A 15551-nucleotide genomic window follows, 5' to 3' on the forward strand; every position below is an offset into this window, starting at 1 on the left:
GCGAGGGCGCAATGAAAGGCTCAATCTAGCCCAGGGCGCGCGATCTTTCTTTTCAAATTCGGCTGGTTCTGCGAGAGCCTTCGGCATGAACATTTCAAGGAAAGCCTGGAAGGCGAAACATTCATGTCGATCAAGCTGGACCGGATGGATTTAAAGATCATCGAGGCCTTGCAGGAGGATGCGCGGCTGTCGAGCGCCGAGCTTGCCGAGCGCGTCGCGCTGACGGCCTCGCCGTGCTGGCGGCGGGTCAAGCGGCTGGAGGAGGAGGGCGTGATCACCGGCTACCATGCCGAGGTCGATCCGGCCCGGCTCGGCTACAAGGTCATGGCCTTCGTCCACATCTCGCTGGCGCGGAAGGACGCGGCCAATGTCCGCGCCTTCGAGGAGGCGGTCGCGGTCATCCCGCAGGTGGTCGCCTGCTATTGCGTCTCCGGCCGCTACGACCACCAGCTCACCGTCATCGCGCGCGACCTCGAGGAGTTCGGCCAGTTCGCCCGCGACCAACTCGGCGCGCTGCCGGGCGTCGCCGAGGTCTACAGCGCCTTCGTGATGCAGAACGTCAAGACGCGCGGGCGGCTGCTGCCGCCGCTGGACGGGGCTGGTTGACGAGGCTCAGCCCGAGCGCGGCACGGTCTTGCGCTCGCCGCTTTCGGCGGAGGCCTCGATCAGCTCGAGCAGGCGCTGGTGTTCGAGCGCATCGGCGAAGCTGGGCGAGGCCGGTGTGCCGGTGCGGATGGCGTCGGCCATCCGCGCCAGCAATTGCGCGGTGAAGAAGGGCGGGCCGGCGGGCACCTCGGCCGGCACGATATTATAGTGAGCGGGCACCTCCAGCTCCTTGAAGTCGCGAGCTCCGCGCCGCGCGCTCGCCACGACGAGATCGGCGCGCTGGAGGCCGACCGTGTTCGCGGCGACCGGAGGGCGGGTCGCGATGACGAGATCGCCATCGGTGCCGTTGATCTCCAGGCGCACGCCGGTCGGGGCGTACATGTCGGTCTTGATGTGGAGGCTGGCGACGGCGCCGCCTTCGAGCCTGCCCTGGACCAGCAGCTGGTCGGGCGAGGTGACGTCCAGCACCTCGTTGGTGCCGACGATGGTGGTCTGCTTGTGCTGAGTCGTCAGGATCGCCGAAAGCTCGGAGAAGCCACCGAGCATGTGTTTGAGGCTGTCGAGCGAGTGGCCGCCCGCGATCGTGAGCGCCGTGGCGCCAGCGCGCTTGTCGGTGCGGTAGGCCTCGCCCGGTGGCAGTTTTGCGCCGGAATTGGCGAGCGAGGAGGTGAAGGTGTAGGAAATGACCTCACCGACATGGCCGTCGCGGACGAGGTCGCGGATGAAGTTGAGGGTCGGGTTGGCCCGGCCCTGCAGCCCGACCATGTGCTGGACGCCGCTTGCTTCGGCCGCGCGCAGCATCGATTGCGCCTCGCTGCTGTCGAGGCCGAGCGGCCATTCGCAGAAGACGTGCTTGCCGGCGGAGGCCGCGGCCTCGACCAGCTCCTTGTGCTGCGCCACCTTCACCGCAACGATGACGAGGTCGATGTCGTCGCGCGCGACGAGCTTGCGCCAGTCGGCGAGCGCGTGGGGCACGTTGAAGCGGCGCGCCGTCTCGTCGGCGCTTTCCTGGCGGGTGGTGCAGACGGCGGTCACCGCGTATTGCGGCAGCTTCATCAGCGCCGGCAGATGCGCGGTGACGCCCCAGCCGCGCTCCGGGTTCGCCCCGATGATGCCGACGCGGATCTGCTGTTCAGCCATGATGGCTCCTCTGGGTTTCTTTTACTTGGGCGCGGGGCGGCAGGGATCACCGGTCCTCGACGAAGGCGGTTTCGCGCGTTTTCTGGAAGGATGGCAGCATAATCAGGATGAGCAGGCCGAGTGCGGCTGCCAGCAGCACGGCGCTGATCGGACTGGTGACGAAGGTCGAGGCGCTGCCGCCGGAGAGCTGCATGGCACGGCGCAGGTTCTCCTCCATCAGCGGCCCGAGCACGAAGGAGAGCAGGAGCGGCGCCGGCTCGAAGCCCCACTTCATGAAGAGGTAGCCCATGAAGCCGAACAGGACGAGCAGCATCACGTCGAAATTGCTGTTGTTGAGCGTGTAGACGCCGATGCAGCAGAACACGATGATCGCCGGGTAGAACAGATGGTAGGGGATCTTCAACAGCGCGACCCAGACCCGGATCAGCGGCAGGTTGATCACCACCAGCATGATGTTGCCGACCAGCATGGAGGCGATGACGCCCCAGAACAGGTCGGGGTTCTTGGTCATGACCTGCGGGCCGGGCTGAATGCCATGGATCATCATGGCGCCCGCCATCAGCGCGATGACGGCGTTGGCCGGGATGCCGAGCGTCAGGAGCGGGATGAAGGAGGTCTGCGCGCCGGCATTGTTGGCCGATTCAGGGGCGGCGACGCCCTCGACAGCGCCGCGCCCGAAGCGATGCGGTTCCTTCGAAATGCGCTTCTCGGCGGAATAGGCGACGAAGGAGGAGAGCATCGCGCCACCGCCGGGCAGCAGGCCGAGGAAGAGGCCGATGCCGGTGCCGCGCAGCACCGCCGGCCAGGCCCGGCGGAAATCGTCGAGCGTCGGCCAGAGGTTCTCGATGCGGCCGCTGATGGTGACGCGTTGCTCCGGCTTCTCCAGGTTGGTGATGATCTCGGCGATGGCGAAGAGGCCCATGGCGAGCGGCACGAAATTGATGCCATCGGCGAGGTCGACAATGCCGAAGGTCATGCGCCTGGCGCCGGATTCGACGTCGGTGCCCACCGATGACAGCAGCAGGCCGAGGATGATCATCGCCAGCGCCTTCACCAGCGAGCCCTGAGCGAGCACGATCGCGGCGACGAGGCCGAGCACCATCAGCGAGAAGTAGTCGGCCGGGCCGAAGGCGAGCGCGACCTCGGCCAGAGGCGGAGCGAAGAGCGCGATGAAGAAGGTCGCGACGATGCCGGCGAAGACCGAGCCGAGCGCGGCTACGGCGAGCGCCGGGCCGGCGCGGCCCTGGCGGGCCATCTGGTAGCCGTCGAGGCAGGTCACGACCGAGGAATTCTCGCCGGGCAGGTTGACCAGGATCGCGGTGGTCGAGCCGCCGTATTGCGCGCCGTAGTAGATGCCGGCGAGCATGATCAGCGCCGAGGTCGGCGGCAGGTAGAAGGTCGCGGGCAGCAGCATCGCCACCGTCGCGACCGGGCCGATGCCGGGCAGGACGCCGATCAACGTGCCGACCAGCGCGCCGACGAAGCAGTAGAACAGGTTGCCGGGCTGGACGGCGATGCCCAGCCCATGCAGGAGGTTGGCCATGCTGTCCATCAGAGGCTCCAGAACGACGGCCAAACCGGCATGGCCAGTCCGAGCCCTTTGACGAAGACGCCGACGCTGAAGACGGCGAGGATGGCGGCCATGCCGGCAACCTGCAGCGGCTTGGTGTCGCGATTGGCGGCGGCCGAGATCAGCACGACCCCGGCGACCGCGACGGGCAGGCCGAGCGGCTCGAGCGTGGCGGCGAAGAATGTGACGCTGGCGAGCACGAACAGGATCGGCCGCGGCACCCAGCGCTCGAGCGGCGGGCCCTCGGTCGTCACGCCCTGCACCAGCATGATCGCTCCGAAGACGAGCTGGACCGCGCAGAGCAGGCGCGGCACGTAGCCCGGCCCCATCTCCAGCGTCGTGCCCTGCCGGAGCGAGGCGCAGAGCCAGAGCGCCAGGATCGCGACCGCAATCAGGAAAAGCCCGCCGATGACATCGTTCGGGCTGCGGACCTTCAACATGTCCCGTCTCCTCCTCGAGAGTGCGCGCTTGGCCTCATGGCTGCGCGTTCTGTCTTGATATTCGGCCGGGCTCTGCGGCCCGTGCCCTTACGTATCGCTAGCCGACCAGCCGCCCGCCATCGATGGGCATGATGATTCCGGTGACGTATTCCGCTTCGTCGGACGATAGATAGACCGCCGCGGCGGCGATGTCCGTCGGCCGACAGAGGCGCCCGAGCGGGATCGTGGTCACCAGCCGGTCATGGGCGGCGTCGGCCTCGGCCTCGTCCTTGAACATCTCGGAGAACATCGGCGTGCGGCCGACGGCCGGCGCGATGGCGTTGACGCGGATGCGGTCGGGCGCGAACTCGCCCGCCATCGATTGCGTGATCGAGATCACCGCCGCCTTGGTCGCGTTGTACCAGGTCATGCCCGGGCGCGGGCGGAGCGCCGTCACCGAGGCGATGTTGATGACCGAGCCGCCGCCGACGCGGCGCAGCACCGGCAAGGCATGCGCCGCCATGTGGTAGAGGCTCTTGACGTTGATCGCGAAGAGCCGGTCGACCTCGGCCTCCGGCGTGCGGCCGGTGCGCGAGGGATGCTGCGTGATCGCGGCATTGTTGATCAGCACGTCGAAGCCGCCGAACTGGGCGTCGACCTCCTTCACCATCGCGGCGACGGAGGGGCCGTCGGCGACGTCGCATTGCACCGCGATCGCCGCGCCATTGCCGGCCTCGGCTGCAACCTGCCTGGCGGCGTCGAGGTTCAAGTCGACGCAGGCGACGCGCGCGCCCTCCGCGCGGAAGCGCCGGGCCATTTCGGCGCCGTAGCCGGAGCCCGCGCCGGTGATCAAAGCCGTCTTGCCGTTCAGCCGCATCTCAACGTCCTACGAAAACAGGTTGGCGCTTCTCGACGAAGGCGCGCTTCGCCTCCTGCGCATCTTCGGTCCGGCCGAGCTTCGTCGTCATGTCCTGCTCGAAGCGGTAGCCGTCGCGCAAGGTCAGGTTCTCGACCAGGTTGAACGAGTCCTTGATCAGCTGGATGGCGAGCGGGCTCTTGGCGGCGAGCTCCGCCGCCAGCTCCAGTGCCGCCGGCATCAGCTCATTGGCCGGGCGGAGCTCGTCGACGACGCCGAGCCGGTAGAGCTCGGCCGCGCTGATCCGCCGGCCGGTCAGCAGCAGACGCCGCGCCATGGTCGGGGTGAAATGGCGCTGCAGGAACTTTGCGCCGCCGGCGAGGCCGACATCGACCTCCGGCATGGCGCAGAAGGTCGCTTCATCCGCGATGATCATGTCGCAGGAGAGGGCGAGCGCGAAGCCGGCGCCGAGCGCCGGGCCGCTGAGCACGGCGATGACCGGCTTGGGGCAGTCCATGACCGCGTAGAAGACCTCGCGCACCAGCCGGTTGAGGCGGCGATAGTCGCCCGGCCCCGCGACCAGGCCGGCGCGCTCCTTGATGTCGGCCCCGGCCGAGAAGGCGCGGTCGCTGCCGGCCAGGATGATGGCGCGGACATCGGTGCGGTCGGAGAGGTCGTCGAAGGCGTGCAGCAGCTCTTCGCGGATCTCGCGGCTGAGCGCGTTCACCGGGGGGCGGCTCATGGTCACGGTGGCGATGCTGTCAGCCACCGCCAGGTGCAGGTGCTTGAAGTCCATCAGGCAGTCTCGCTGGTTTTGCGGGCCGGGACCGGCGCGCCGGCGGCGAGTTCGCGCCTGATCTCGGCGCCGTGCTCGTCGAGCACCGGGGGCGGGGTCATGGCGATGCCGTCGCGGTTGCCGTCATAGATGATCGGGGTGCGCAGCGTCCGGACCTTGCCCTCGGTCGGGTGGGTCATGGTCTGGTCGATGCCGAGATGGCGCACCTGCGGGTCGGCGACGACCTCGTCGGCCCCTAACACCGGCGCATGCGGCACGTCGGCAGCCTCCAGCAGCGGCAGCCAATGCGCGCGCGGCTGACTTGCGAAGATCGGGCGCAGCACGTCCTCGAGCTGGTCGTGGTTGCGGACGCGGTCCATGCGCTGGGCAAAGCGCGGATCCTCGGCGAGGTCGGGCCGGCCGATCGCCTGGAGCAGGCCGTTCCAGAATTTCGGCGGCGAGGACAGGTGCAGCGCGATGGTGCGACCATCGGCGCAGCTGAGGGCGAGCGATTGCGAGACCCGGCCGCGGTCGCGCGGGGAGGGCACCTTGCCGTTGACGAAATAGCCCTGGAACTGCTCGACGGCGAAATGCATCGTCGCCTCCAGCATGGAGATCTCGACGAGGCGGCCCTTGCCGGTGCGCTCGCGCTCCATCAGCGCGCCCATGATGCCGAGCGCGGCATAGAGCCCGGTGACCGAATCCGAGACGGCGGGGCCGACGATGCGCGGCTCGTCGGGCGAGACGAACATGCTGAGGAAGCCCGACAGCGCCTGCGCGACCGTGTCGTAGGCCGGGCGATGGGTGTAGGGCCCATCGCGGCCGAAGCCGGTGATCTCGCAATGGACGAGGCGCGGGTTCAGTGCGCGGGCCTGCTCCGGGCCGATGCCGAACTTGTCGCCGGCGCCCGGCCGCGAGTTCTGGATCAGGACGTCGGCGCCGACGATCAGCTCGCGGAAGGCGATCTGGTCCTCTTCAAGCGCGAAGTCGAGCGCGATCGAGCGCTTGTTGCGGTTGAAGGCCTGGAATTGCGGGCCGTACAGCCCTTTTTCGAAGCTGCGGAACGGGTCGCCGCTGCCGGCGCGCTCGACCTTGACGACATCGGCGCCGAGGTCGGCCAGCAGCATCGCCGCATAGGGGCCGGTGATGAAGCGGCCGAATTCGATGACGCGGATGCCCGCGAGGACGCGGGTCATGCCGGCAAGGCCTGGCGTGCTGAAACGGCGTGGAGCTTCACTGCTCGAACATCTCGATTGCGTGACATGCAACGAGGGGAGCGACTTGGCGCTTTCAATGCAAACCAAGTTAGATCAAGCTCGATTGCAGTTTTCTCAACCGAAACGCCTCGCCCATGTTGCGCCTGCCGCCGCTGAACGCCATCCGGGTCTTCGAGGCCGCCGGGCGCCATCTCAGCTTCAAGAGCGCCGCCGCCGAGCTCTGCGTCACGCCGGGCGCGGTCAGCCGGCACGTGCTGAACCTGGAGCAGCATCTCGGCGAGCGGCTGTTCGACCGGCATCATCGCGAGGTTCGCCTGACCGCGCTGGGCGAGCTCTACCTCGCCACCGTGCGCCGCACGCTGACCGAGCTCTCCGACGCGACCGAGGCCTGCACCGTGATGCGCGCCAAGGGCCTGCTGCGGCTAAAGGTGCCACCGACCTTCGCCACGCTCTGGCTGGTGCCGCGGCTGGCCCGACTCAAGGCGCAGCATCCAGACCTGACCCTGCAGATCACCACCTCGCACGACCAGACGCGCTTCGCTGCCGACGAGATCGACGCCGCGGTCGGCTATGGCGGCGATTTCGGCGTCGACATCCAGGTCGATCGGCTCTTCGGCGAGGTGATGGTGCCGATCGTCGCTCCCGCCCGCGACGGCGACGTGGACGGGCCGGTTCCGCCCGAACAGCTGGTGCGCCGCACCTTGCTGCATTCCAGCCACCGCCTCGAGGATTGGGAGCGCTGGTTCGAGGCGGCGGGGCTAGGTCCGGTCAATCGCAACGAGGGGCTGGTCTTCGAGAATTCGAGCCTGACCTTCCGCGGCGCGATCGAGGGCGTCGGCGTCGCGCTGACCCAGGTCGCCTTCGCGCTCGACGAGCTCGACAACCGCCGGCTGGTCATTCCCTGCGACATCCACTTGCGCGACGAGACCGCCTATGTTTTCGCTGTCCCGCGCGCCCGGCTGCGCGATGCGCGCGTTCAGCGCTTCCGCAACTGGGTGATCGAGGAGGCGCGCACGACCCGCGAACGCGGCGTCCGCTTCCTGATCTGAGAAAAAGCCCCTGCAATCTTTGCATCCGCCGCACGCTGCGTGTTCCGAAACCGGAACGTCCTAGTCGTTGACGCAAAGACGGGCGCTGTTAGCATTCGACCAAAGGACAAGAAACCATCCGGGAGGATCGAAATGCGCAGGTTGTTGACTGGTCTCGTTGCTTCGGCAGTGCTGGCCTTGAGTGTGCCGGTCTCGGCACAGGAATTCCCAAATAAGCCGGTGCGCATCATCGTGCCGTTCCTGCCGGGCGCAGGCAACGACATCTTGGGTCGTCTGACGGCCGAGCATCTGAGCCCGCGGCTCGGTCAGCCGGTTACTGTCGAGAACCGGGCCGGAGCCGGCTCGCAGATCGGCGTCGACTACGTCGCGAAGTCCCCGCCCGACGGCTATACGCTGCTCTGGGCTGCGTCGGACGGCGTCTCGGTGCTGCCGGCGGTCAAGGACAACATGCCCTACAAGGTGCCGGAGGATTTCACCTTCGTCTCGCGCATCGTCGAACTGCCCTTCGCTCTCGTGGTCTCCGCCAAGCTGCCGATCAAGTCGGTGGCGGATCTTCTGGCCTATGCCAAGGCCAACCCGGGCAAGCTGCGCTACGGCACCTCGGGCGTCGGCGGCGTGCCGCACATGGGCACGGTGCTGATGGAGAAGCGCGCCGGGATCAAGCTCTCGCACATTCCCTATCGCGGCGTCGCCGCCGTGGTGAACGACCTTCTCGGCGGCCATGTCGACATCGGCTTCGTCACCCCGCCGACGATCAAGCCGCATGCGGCCTCGACCGACAAGATCAGGATCATCGCGACCACCGGCACGAAGCGCCATGCGCTCTTCCCCGACGTGCCGACGCTGGTCGAGGCCGGCATTCCCGACGCCGTCATCACCGCCTGGTACGGCCTGCTCGCGCCGGCCAAGCTGCCGGCCCCGGTACTCGACAGGCTGACCAAGGACCTGCGCGCCACGCTCGCCGATCCGCTGGTGCAGCAGCGGCTCGACCAGCTCGGCTACACGCTCTCGCCCCTCGAAGGCGCGCCGTTCCGCGACTTCGTGGTCAACGACCTCAAGACCTGGACCGCGCTCGCCAAGAGCGAGAACATCAAGGTCGAGGAGTAACGCATAAGGCCGCCGCGCTCCCCAGACGCGGCGGCTCCTCATTTTGCCGGTCGTGCCGATGCTGCAAGACGCCCCGCGCCCGCGGGGCGAGCCTTATCGCACGCCATGTGACGAGAAGGCGATTTCATGAAACAGCGTGTCATCCATGTCGGCATCGGCGTCTTCGGCCGACGCTGGTGCAGCGAATTCCTCAAGACCAACGTGGCGGACGGCACGATCGAGGTGGTCGCGCTCGTCGACCTCAACCCCGAGGCACTCGCCTTCGGAGCCGCCCAGCTCGGCCTGCCACCCGAGCGCTGCTATCAGGACGCGGCCAAGGCCTTCGCCGAGGTGAAGGCCGATTTCTGCACCGTCGTGGTGACGCCGGCCTATCACGAGGCAATCATCGACCTCGCCATCGCCCATGGGCTCGACATCCTCTGCGAGAAGCCGATCGCCGACACGATGGCGGCGACGCTCCGCGTCGCCCGCAAGGTCGAGGCCGCCGGCCTCAAGATGGCGGTGACGATGAGCCACCGCTTCGACCAGGACAAGACGACGCTGCGCCGGATCGTGCGCTCCGGCGTCCTCGGCAAGATCAACCATGTCAGCCTGCGCTTCCTCGGCGACATGCGCCAGCACATGGCCTGGAGCTCGCTGTTCCGGCATGAGATGGCGGACCCGCTGCTGATCGAGGGCGCGATCCACCATCTCGACATCATCGCCGATTTCGCCGGCGGCGCGCCCTGCCGCACCGTCTACGCCAATACCTGGAAGCCGAGCTGGGCGGCGTATGTCGGCGACACCGACGGCATCGTCACGATGGAGTTCGAGAACGGCGTGCGCGCCGTCTATGAAGGCTCCTGCGCCCATTCGACCGGGCTCAACACCTTCTACAAGGAATATATCCGCGTCGATGGCGAGCTCGGCAGCGCCGTCCTGCATCACCGCGACGTCGAGGTCTTCATGCGCCAGGACATCTGGCGCCAGCAGAGCCGCGAGGGCGGCGGCCAGAAGATCCCGCTGCTCGAGCAGCGCAAATGGATCAACAACTGGCTGATCGAGCTGTTCTGCCAGTGGCGCGACGGCGGCCCGGCGCTGGAGACGCAGGTCGCGGCCAACGTCCAGGCCTCGGCGCTGGTCTTCGGGGCGATCGAGAGCAGCCGTAGCGGCCAGGTCGTGCGGTTGCAGGAGTTGCTGGCGAAGGCGGCGTGAGGTCCAGGCCAGAAGTCGATAAGGCGCGGGGAACCCTCTCCTGTAAGGAGAGGGCAGGGTGAGGTGTCGGCCAGAATACCAGTGAGGCTGAGCGAGGGCCGCTGCTCCGCCAATGGCATCAAGGTTGAACGACGCTACCTCTGTCATTGCGAGCTCGGCGAAGCAACCCAGGAGGACTGGACGAGCGAGACCCCTAGGTTGCTTCGCTACGCTCGCAATGACGGAAAAGCCGTTGGGTCACGGCAGCAGCGTCCAACGGCCTACACCTCACCCAACCCTCTCCTTACAGGAGAGGGCTCCCGCGCCCCTTTTTGTAACGCTCAGGAGGTGAACGACGCTATCCCGCGCTCGCGACCTTGCGTCCGGTGCGCTCGCCTTCGCTGAACGCCCCGGCCTCTTCCAGCCTGCGCACCTCGTCCGCCGCAAATCCGTAATCGGCCAGGATCTCGTCGCGATGCTGGTCGAGCTCCGGCGGCGCGTGCTGGATGGTGGCGGGGGTGCCGCTGAGCCGGAACGGGCTGGAGACCGCCTTCACCGTCTCGCCGGCATAGTCGAACTGGGTCACGCCGCCGGATTCGGCGAGCTGCGGATGCTCGGCCGCCTCGCCGGCATTGTTGACCTTGGCGACGTTGACCTTCACCGGGCCGAGCCGCTCGATGACCTCCTGGCTCGAGAGCAGGCTGGTCACGGCGGAGATCGCCTCGATCACCTCGGTGCGGTGGGTCTGGCGGTCGCGCACCGTCTTGTATCGGGGGATGGCGAGCCGCTCGGCGTCGAGCGCGCGGGCGCAGCGCTGCCACATCGCATCGCTCGGCGCGATGATGACGACGCTGCCATCGGCGGTCGGGAAGACCTGGTTTGGCACGCTGAGATGGTTGGCCGTGCCCATCGGCTTCCGAATGGTGCCGTCGATCCAGTACTCGGAATAAAAATAGTTCAGCAGATGGGCCGAGCTCAGCAGCAGCGAGGCTTCGACGCGCTGACCCCTACCGGTCTGGGTACGGCTGTAGAGGGCCGCCATGACGGCGCCGACCAAGGCGAGCGAGCCGTGCAGGTCGACCACCGCAGTGCCGACGCGAACCGGCGGCCGGCCGGGCTCGCCGGTCAGGCTCATCAGGCCGCTATGGGCCTGGAGCGCGAGGTCGTTGGCGCCGAAATCGGAGAGCGGGCCCGACGGGCCATAGGCGAAGAACTCGCCATAGATCAGGCTGGGATTGGCTTCCTGCACGCTCTCATAGTCGAGCCGCCACTTCTTCATCGCGCCGGGGCGGAAATTATGGACGGCGACGTCGCATTGCGTGATCAGCCGCCGAGCCACCTTGCGGCCGGCCTCCGACTGGAGGTCGAGCGCGATCGAGCGCTTGTTGCGGTTGAGCGCGAGATAGGACGGGCTGACGCCGAGCCGCGGCTCGGTGCCCTCGGTCAGGCCCAGATAGCGCGCCTCGTCGCCGGTCAGCGGGGCCTCGACCTTGACCACGTCGGCGCCGAGATCGCCGAGAATCTGCGTGGCGGCGGGCCCGGCAAAGACGCGCGAGAAATCCACAACCCTGATGCCGTCCAATGCGCCTGCCACGTCGCTTACCCGTTCTGCTCGTTGTCGTTCGGCCGCGGCGCACTCTTGGCCGCTGCCAGTCCCGTTCTGCCTCAGCGCACCGGCGCGTAGACCAGCGCCTCGCCCACGGTCAGCTTCTTGCCGGTGTCGTCCTCGCACCAGACGTCGAACTGGTAGGCGGTCTCGCCCTCGGCCGTCTGCGCCGTGGAGGTGACGCGGGCGACGGCGATGACGATCTGGTCCTCGAAGATCGGCGCGATGTACTTGGTGCGCAGCCGGCCCTTGCCGGCGACGGTGCGGCCGAAGACGTCGAAGAGCAGGCCCATGATCCAGTTGGTCGAGATCATGCCGTCCGAGATGATGCCGGGCAGGCCCTGCTTCCAGGCGTAGGCGTCGTCGTCGTGGATGGTCGGGTCCTGCGTATGGATGCGGCCGTCGTCATGGGCGACGGTCGGCTGGGCATCGACATACCAGCGCATGCGCTCGCGGGTCATGGGGCGGGGGGCGGAGCGCAACTCGGAGCCGATCTGCAAGGTCGTGGTCGTCATGATCGTTTCCCTCAGGCCGCAGCGGAGTCTTCGCCGCGGAAGGCGAGGATGGCGGTGTCGCGATAGGCGATCAGCAGCTTGCCGTCGGAGGCGCGCCGCAGGTCGATCGTCATCACGACGTAGTCGCGGCCCTTCTTCTGGTAGCGCTCGACGACCTCGCCGGAGACGCTGAGCTTTTCGCCGACGGGCACCTCGGCATGGATGGTCGCGTCGTATTCATAGTGGATGCGGGCGCTCGGGCCGGTGCCGAGCGGGCAGCCGTGGCGGTAGAGCCGGAGCTTGTCGAGATGGACCAGGGTCGGCGGCGCGATCGGCCTGTCGACGCCCTGCAGGAAGTCGTGATGCAACTCGTTGGCGTGGCTGTACTCGCGCACCACGAAGGCGCTCATCGTGTATTCGAGCGGGCCGATCCTGTCGCCCACCTCCAGATCCGAAACATACTTGCCTGTCGCCACGATGCGCCCTCGCCAGAACCCTGCTTGCTTGACGAGAGGATAGAAGGCGCATTCCCCGGCCTGAACCCGCAGGGAGCAAGCAGGAACTTTTCATCCGCCGCAAATGACCGGCGGAGCCTCTGAAAAATAACGGGTTTTTCGTGCAGTTGGGGTACGCGCGTTGGCGCAGGGCGGTCGTGCATCACCACCAAAGCTTGCACGATAGCCGGCTGCTCAATAGGCTTCCTTCCAAAATAAGCAAAGATCACAGGAGGACGCCATGGAGTGGCTGCGTGCAGCGGAACTGTTCGTCAACGTCGTGCAACTGGGTAGCCTGTCGGCGGCGGCGCGCCGCTGCGGCGTCTCGCCCGCGACGGTATCCCGGATCATCCATTCGCTCGAGGAGGATGTCGGCGGGCGGCTGCTCAACCGCACCAGCCGCAAGCTCAACCTGACCGAGGCCGGGGAGTTCTACTACAGCAAGGTCGACCAGATCCTGCACCAGATCCAGGAGGCCAACGACAGCGTCGCCCGGCTGCAATCGAGCCCGCGCGGGACCTTGCGGGTGCATTCGCGCATGCTGGTCGGCAACCAGTACATCGTGCCGGCCCTGACCGAGTTCTCGCGGCGCTATCCCGAGATCAGCGTCGACCTGCTGCTCTCGAACTACGCGGTCGACCTCGTCGCGCAGAACATCGATGTCGACATCCGCATCGGCAAGATGGAGGATTCGGCGCTGATCGCGCGCAAGCTCGCCCATGCCCATCGCGTCGTCTGCGCGACGCCGCGCTATCTCGCGATCGTGCCGCCGCTGGAGAGCCCGGAGGCGCTGAGCGGCTATAACTGCCTGACCTACCGGCTCAATCTCGGCCGCTCGGTCTGGCGCTTCATCGATCCCGAGGGCAAGCTGAGCGAGGTTCCGGTCAACGGCAACCTGCAATCGGACAACGGCCAGGCCCTGCTGCAGGCGGCGCTGGCCGGGCATGGCATCGTGATCATGCCGGACTGGGCGGTGCGCGACGAACTCGCCAGCGGCGCGCTGGTCAGGCTCTTGCCCGAATACCAGGTCAGCAACCTCGAATTCGACAATGGCGTCTACGCCGTGTTCCAGCACGCGACGCAGGTGCCGAGCAAGATCCGCGTCTTCGTCGACTATATCGCCGGCTACTTCAAGGAGCAGCTCGGCGAGGCGCCGAAGCGCCGCGAGCCGGCGAATCTGCGCGTGGTGTGAAACTCACAGCCCTCATCCTGAGGAGCAGGCACTTGCCTGCGTCTCGAAGGATGTTCCAGAGGGCGCTGTCACCGCGAGCTGGTTCATCCTTCGAGACGCGCTTCGCGCTCCTCAGGATGAGGGCTGTGGGGCTCACGCCGATTTGCGGACTCAGCTCGGCTCGGTCGCGGCCATCGAGGGGCGTTCGAGCAGCCTGGCGTAGAAGGCGGCCAGCCGCGGGTGCTTGATGCCCTCGAATTCCGGCAGGCGGCGGGCCGTGTAGCCGATGGCGCAGGCGGTCGCGACCAGGCCAAGGTCGAATTCCGGCGCGGCCGGGTCGATCGTGCGCTCCAGCTCGTCGAGGCAGCGCTGGACCTTGCCGAAATGCCAGGCGATGAACTCGGCCGATTGCTCGGCTGCCGGCCGCAGCCGCTCGTTGCGCACCAGGATTGCCGCCTCGATGATGCCGTCGGCATCGGCGATGCGCGTCAGCGCTCGCCAGCGGGCGGGGCCGCTCGCCGGCAGCAGCCGCTCCTTGCCGAACTCGGCGTCGAGATACTCGGCGATCACGGGCGAATCCTTCAGCGTCAGGCCGTCGGCCGTGACGAGGAAGGGGATTTTGCCGAGCGGGTTGAGCGGGATCACCGCCTCCGGCTTCTGGCGCGGGTTGACGTCGATCAGCTCGACCTTGTCGTGCAGCCCATGCTCGTGGATCACCACGAAGACTTTTCGCGCATAGGGCGACATGCTGTTGGCGTAGAGGCGCATCGCGCTGATCCCTGTCGTCCGGGCGCGGCAGTGCTGTGCGCCATTGGATGAAGCTCTACCCGCGCCCGCGCGGGCCGGCCAGAGGGGCGCCTGGACAGCAGCTTTGCGCCGCGTGGAAATGCGTCGCTCCGGCAGGCCGATCCCCTCCAGTCTTCGTAAATCTGGTTTGCGCCGCGGCCCGTATGCGCTGGCCCGGCTGCAAAATAGCATCCTGGCGGTCGGAAGAGGCGGCGCCTGCTGCGAGAGCAGGGGGAGTTGCCGCGCCGGCTTGTCTCGCGCAGAACGGATCAGCCATATGAACAGGATCGACCTCGACGGCCGCGTCGCCATCATCACCGGAGGCGCCGGCGGGATCGGTCTCGCCACGCTCGAACGCTTCGCCGCCTCGGGCGCCAAGAGCGTGATCTGGGACCTCGACGAAAAGCTCATCGGCGAGGCGGCGGCGCGCTTTCCTGGCACGACCGGCCTGCGCGTCGACGTCACCGACGAGGACGCGGTCAGGCGCGCCGCGGCCGAGACCTTCGCGCAGCACGGCAAGATCGACATCCTGGTGAACGCCGCCGGCGTCACCAATCCCAGGACGCTGGTGGTCGAGTACTCGCTGGCGCTGTGGCGGAAGATGATCGACATCAACCTGACCGGCACCTTCCTGTGCTCGCGCGAGGTCGTGCCCTTCATGCAGAAGGTCGACTATGGCCGCGTCGTCAACCTCGGCTCGGTCTCGGGCAAGGAGGGCAACCCGTTCAGCTCGGGCTACTCCGCTTCGAAGGCGGCGGTGCATTCGCTGACCAAGTCGCTCGGCAAGGAACTGGCCAAGACCGGCATCCGCGTGAATGCGGTCGCGCCGGCGATCATCGCCACCAAGAACCTGTTCCACGACATGCCGGAGGAGATGCGCAACCTCTGGGTCTCGCGCGTGCCGATGGGCCGGCCGGGCCAACCCGAGGAGGTCGCGGCGATGATCGCCTGGCTCGCCTCGGAGGATTGCAGCTTCTCGACCGGCGGAATCTTCGACATCTCGGGTGGCCGTGCGACCTATTGAGCGCCCGGCTCATAAAGGCCTGAGCCGCCAATCCTGAGGAGGCCGCATCGCGGCCTTCTCACGA

Annotated in this window: 16 protein-coding genes; 6 read left to right on the forward strand and 10 right to left on the reverse strand. The window is 67.4% G+C overall.

Annotated features, from left to right (window positions below):
* The first annotated feature begins 123 nt into the window (after positions 1 to 123).
* On the forward strand, positions 124 to 606 hold the full coding sequence (locus DWF00_RS12815) for an Lrp/AsnC family transcriptional regulator (protein WP_114827924.1): 483 nt from the start codon (positions 124 to 126) through the stop codon (positions 604 to 606).
* Between the two features lie 6 nt (positions 607 to 612).
* Here the strand turns inward: DWF00_RS12815 and DWF00_RS12820 are convergent, their stop codons facing one another.
* From DWF00_RS12820 to DWF00_RS12845, 6 genes are all read right to left on the reverse strand, one after another.
* Positions 613 to 1746, reverse strand: a complete 1134-nt coding sequence (locus DWF00_RS12820; RefSeq protein ID WP_114827925.1) for a Gfo/Idh/MocA family protein — start codon at positions 1744 to 1746, stop codon at positions 613 to 615.
* A gap of 46 nt (positions 1747 to 1792) precedes the next feature.
* On the reverse strand, positions 1793 to 3298 hold the full coding sequence (locus tag DWF00_RS12825; RefSeq protein ID WP_114827926.1) for a tripartite tricarboxylate transporter permease: 1506 nt from the start codon (positions 3296 to 3298) through the stop codon (positions 1793 to 1795).
* Positions 3298 to 3756, reverse strand: coding sequence for a tripartite tricarboxylate transporter TctB family protein (locus DWF00_RS12830; RefSeq protein ID WP_114827927.1), 459 nt, complete (start codon positions 3754 to 3756; stop codon positions 3298 to 3300). Before DWF00_RS12830 ends, DWF00_RS12825 begins: the two co-directional genes overlap by 1 nt.
* Positions 3757 to 3853: 97 nt before the next feature.
* Positions 3854 to 4612 carry an SDR family oxidoreductase gene (locus DWF00_RS12835; RefSeq protein WP_114827928.1) on the reverse strand — a complete coding sequence of 253 codons (759 nt, stop codon included), beginning with the start codon at positions 4610 to 4612 and terminating at the stop codon, positions 3854 to 3856.
* Position 4613: 1 nt separating this feature from the next.
* Positions 4614 to 5387 (reverse strand): enoyl-CoA hydratase/isomerase family protein, encoded by a 774-nt coding sequence (locus DWF00_RS12840; protein ID WP_114827929.1) that lies wholly within the window; start codon positions 5385 to 5387, stop codon positions 4614 to 4616.
* Positions 5387 to 6562, reverse strand: a complete 1176-nt coding sequence (locus DWF00_RS12845; protein WP_114827930.1) for a CaiB/BaiF CoA transferase family protein — start codon at positions 6560 to 6562, stop codon at positions 5387 to 5389. Before DWF00_RS12845 ends, DWF00_RS12840 begins: the two co-directional genes overlap by 1 nt.
* A gap of 155 nt (positions 6563 to 6717) precedes the next feature.
* Between DWF00_RS12845 and DWF00_RS12850 the strand changes: the two genes are divergently transcribed.
* The 3 genes from DWF00_RS12850 to DWF00_RS12860 all read left to right on the forward strand — a co-directional run bounded on the left by DWF00_RS12850 (position 6718) and on the right by DWF00_RS12860 (position 9933).
* Positions 6718 to 7632 (forward strand): LysR substrate-binding domain-containing protein, encoded by a 915-nt coding sequence (locus tag DWF00_RS12850; RefSeq protein ID WP_114827931.1) that lies wholly within the window; start codon positions 6718 to 6720, stop codon positions 7630 to 7632.
* Positions 7633 to 7764: 132 nt separating this feature from the next.
* Positions 7765 to 8739, forward strand: a complete 975-nt coding sequence (locus tag DWF00_RS12855; RefSeq protein WP_114827932.1) for a Bug family tripartite tricarboxylate transporter substrate binding protein — start codon at positions 7765 to 7767, stop codon at positions 8737 to 8739.
* A gap of 126 nt (positions 8740 to 8865) precedes the next feature.
* The gene (locus DWF00_RS12860) at positions 8866 to 9933 is read left to right on the forward strand and encodes a Gfo/Idh/MocA family protein (RefSeq protein ID WP_114827933.1); all 1068 of its coding nucleotides are present in this window, start codon (positions 8866 to 8868) and stop codon (positions 9931 to 9933) included.
* 337 nt (positions 9934 to 10270) lie between these two features.
* Here DWF00_RS12860 and DWF00_RS12865 read toward each other — a convergent pair whose 3' ends face one another.
* The 3 genes from DWF00_RS12865 to DWF00_RS12875 form a co-directional block, all read right to left on the reverse strand.
* The gene (locus DWF00_RS12865) at positions 10271 to 11506 is read right to left on the reverse strand and encodes a CaiB/BaiF CoA transferase family protein (RefSeq protein WP_114827934.1); all 1236 of its coding nucleotides are present in this window, start codon (positions 11504 to 11506) and stop codon (positions 10271 to 10273) included.
* Between the two features lie 71 nt (positions 11507 to 11577).
* Entirely contained in the window at positions 11578 to 12033 is a 456-nt protein-coding gene (locus DWF00_RS12870; RefSeq protein WP_114827935.1) for a MaoC family dehydratase, read from the reverse strand.
* 11 nt (positions 12034 to 12044) lie between these two features.
* A complete protein-coding gene (locus tag DWF00_RS12875; protein WP_114827936.1) occupies positions 12045 to 12488 on the reverse strand; it encodes a hotdog family protein in 444 nt (147 codons plus the stop codon).
* 259 nt (positions 12489 to 12747) lie between these two features.
* Between DWF00_RS12875 and DWF00_RS12880 the strand changes: the two genes are divergently transcribed.
* On the forward strand, positions 12748 to 13698 hold the full coding sequence (locus DWF00_RS12880; protein WP_114827937.1) for a LysR family transcriptional regulator: 951 nt from the start codon (positions 12748 to 12750) through the stop codon (positions 13696 to 13698).
* A gap of 150 nt (positions 13699 to 13848) precedes the next feature.
* Here the strand turns inward: DWF00_RS12880 and DWF00_RS29430 are convergent, their stop codons facing one another.
* A complete protein-coding gene (locus tag DWF00_RS29430; RefSeq protein ID WP_181832508.1) occupies positions 13849 to 14445 on the reverse strand; it encodes a glutathione S-transferase family protein in 597 nt (198 codons plus the stop codon).
* 295 nt (positions 14446 to 14740) lie between these two features.
* On the opposite strand from DWF00_RS29430, the gene DWF00_RS12890 reads away from it, so the two are divergent.
* Positions 14741 to 15487 carry an SDR family NAD(P)-dependent oxidoreductase gene (locus DWF00_RS12890; RefSeq protein ID WP_114827939.1) on the forward strand — a complete coding sequence of 249 codons (747 nt, stop codon included), beginning with the start codon at positions 14741 to 14743 and terminating at the stop codon, positions 15485 to 15487.
* Positions 15488 to 15551: the final 64 nt, after the last annotated feature.

This window comes from Allobosea caraganae, from assembly GCF_003351345.1.
GTDB lineage: Bacteria > Pseudomonadota > Alphaproteobacteria > Rhizobiales > Beijerinckiaceae > Allobosea > Allobosea caraganae.

What these genes read in the sequence shown, in the direction of transcription:
- DWF00_RS12835 (WP_114827928.1), bottom strand. Translation starts at nt 4,612, where the DNA reads ATGCGGCTGAACGGCAAGACGGCTTTGATCACCGGCGCGGGCTCCGGC.
- DWF00_RS12860 (WP_114827933.1), top strand. Translation starts at nt 8,866, where the DNA reads ATGAAACAGCGTGTCATCCATGTCGGCATCGGCGTCTTCGGCCGACGC.
- DWF00_RS12845 (WP_114827930.1), bottom strand. Translation starts at nt 6,562, where the DNA reads ATGACCCGCGTCCTCGCGGGCATCCGCGTCATCGAATTCGGCCGCTTC.
- DWF00_RS12850 (WP_114827931.1), top strand. Translation starts at nt 6,718, where the DNA reads ATGTTGCGCCTGCCGCCGCTGAACGCCATCCGGGTCTTCGAGGCCGCC.
- DWF00_RS12820 (WP_114827925.1), bottom strand. Translation starts at nt 1,746, where the DNA reads ATGGCTGAACAGCAGATCCGCGTCGGCATCATCGGGGCGAACCCGGAG.
- DWF00_RS12825 (WP_114827926.1), bottom strand. Translation starts at nt 3,298, where the DNA reads ATGGACAGCATGGCCAACCTCCTGCATGGGCTGGGCATCGCCGTCCAG.
- DWF00_RS12815 (WP_114827924.1), top strand. Translation starts at nt 124, where the DNA reads ATGTCGATCAAGCTGGACCGGATGGATTTAAAGATCATCGAGGCCTTG.
- DWF00_RS12855 (WP_114827932.1), top strand. Translation starts at nt 7,765, where the DNA reads ATGCGCAGGTTGTTGACTGGTCTCGTTGCTTCGGCAGTGCTGGCCTTG.
- DWF00_RS12890 (WP_114827939.1), top strand. Translation starts at nt 14,741, where the DNA reads ATGAACAGGATCGACCTCGACGGCCGCGTCGCCATCATCACCGGAGGC.
- DWF00_RS12830 (WP_114827927.1), bottom strand. Translation starts at nt 3,756, where the DNA reads ATGTTGAAGGTCCGCAGCCCGAACGATGTCATCGGCGGGCTTTTCCTG.
- DWF00_RS12880 (WP_114827937.1), top strand. Translation starts at nt 12,748, where the DNA reads ATGGAGTGGCTGCGTGCAGCGGAACTGTTCGTCAACGTCGTGCAACTG.
- DWF00_RS12870 (WP_114827935.1), bottom strand. Translation starts at nt 12,033, where the DNA reads ATGACGACCACGACCTTGCAGATCGGCTCCGAGTTGCGCTCCGCCCCC.
- DWF00_RS29430 (WP_181832508.1), bottom strand. Translation starts at nt 14,445, where the DNA reads ATGCGCCTCTACGCCAACAGCATGTCGCCCTATGCGCGAAAAGTCTTC.
- DWF00_RS12840 (WP_114827929.1), bottom strand. Translation starts at nt 5,387, where the DNA reads ATGGACTTCAAGCACCTGCACCTGGCGGTGGCTGACAGCATCGCCACC.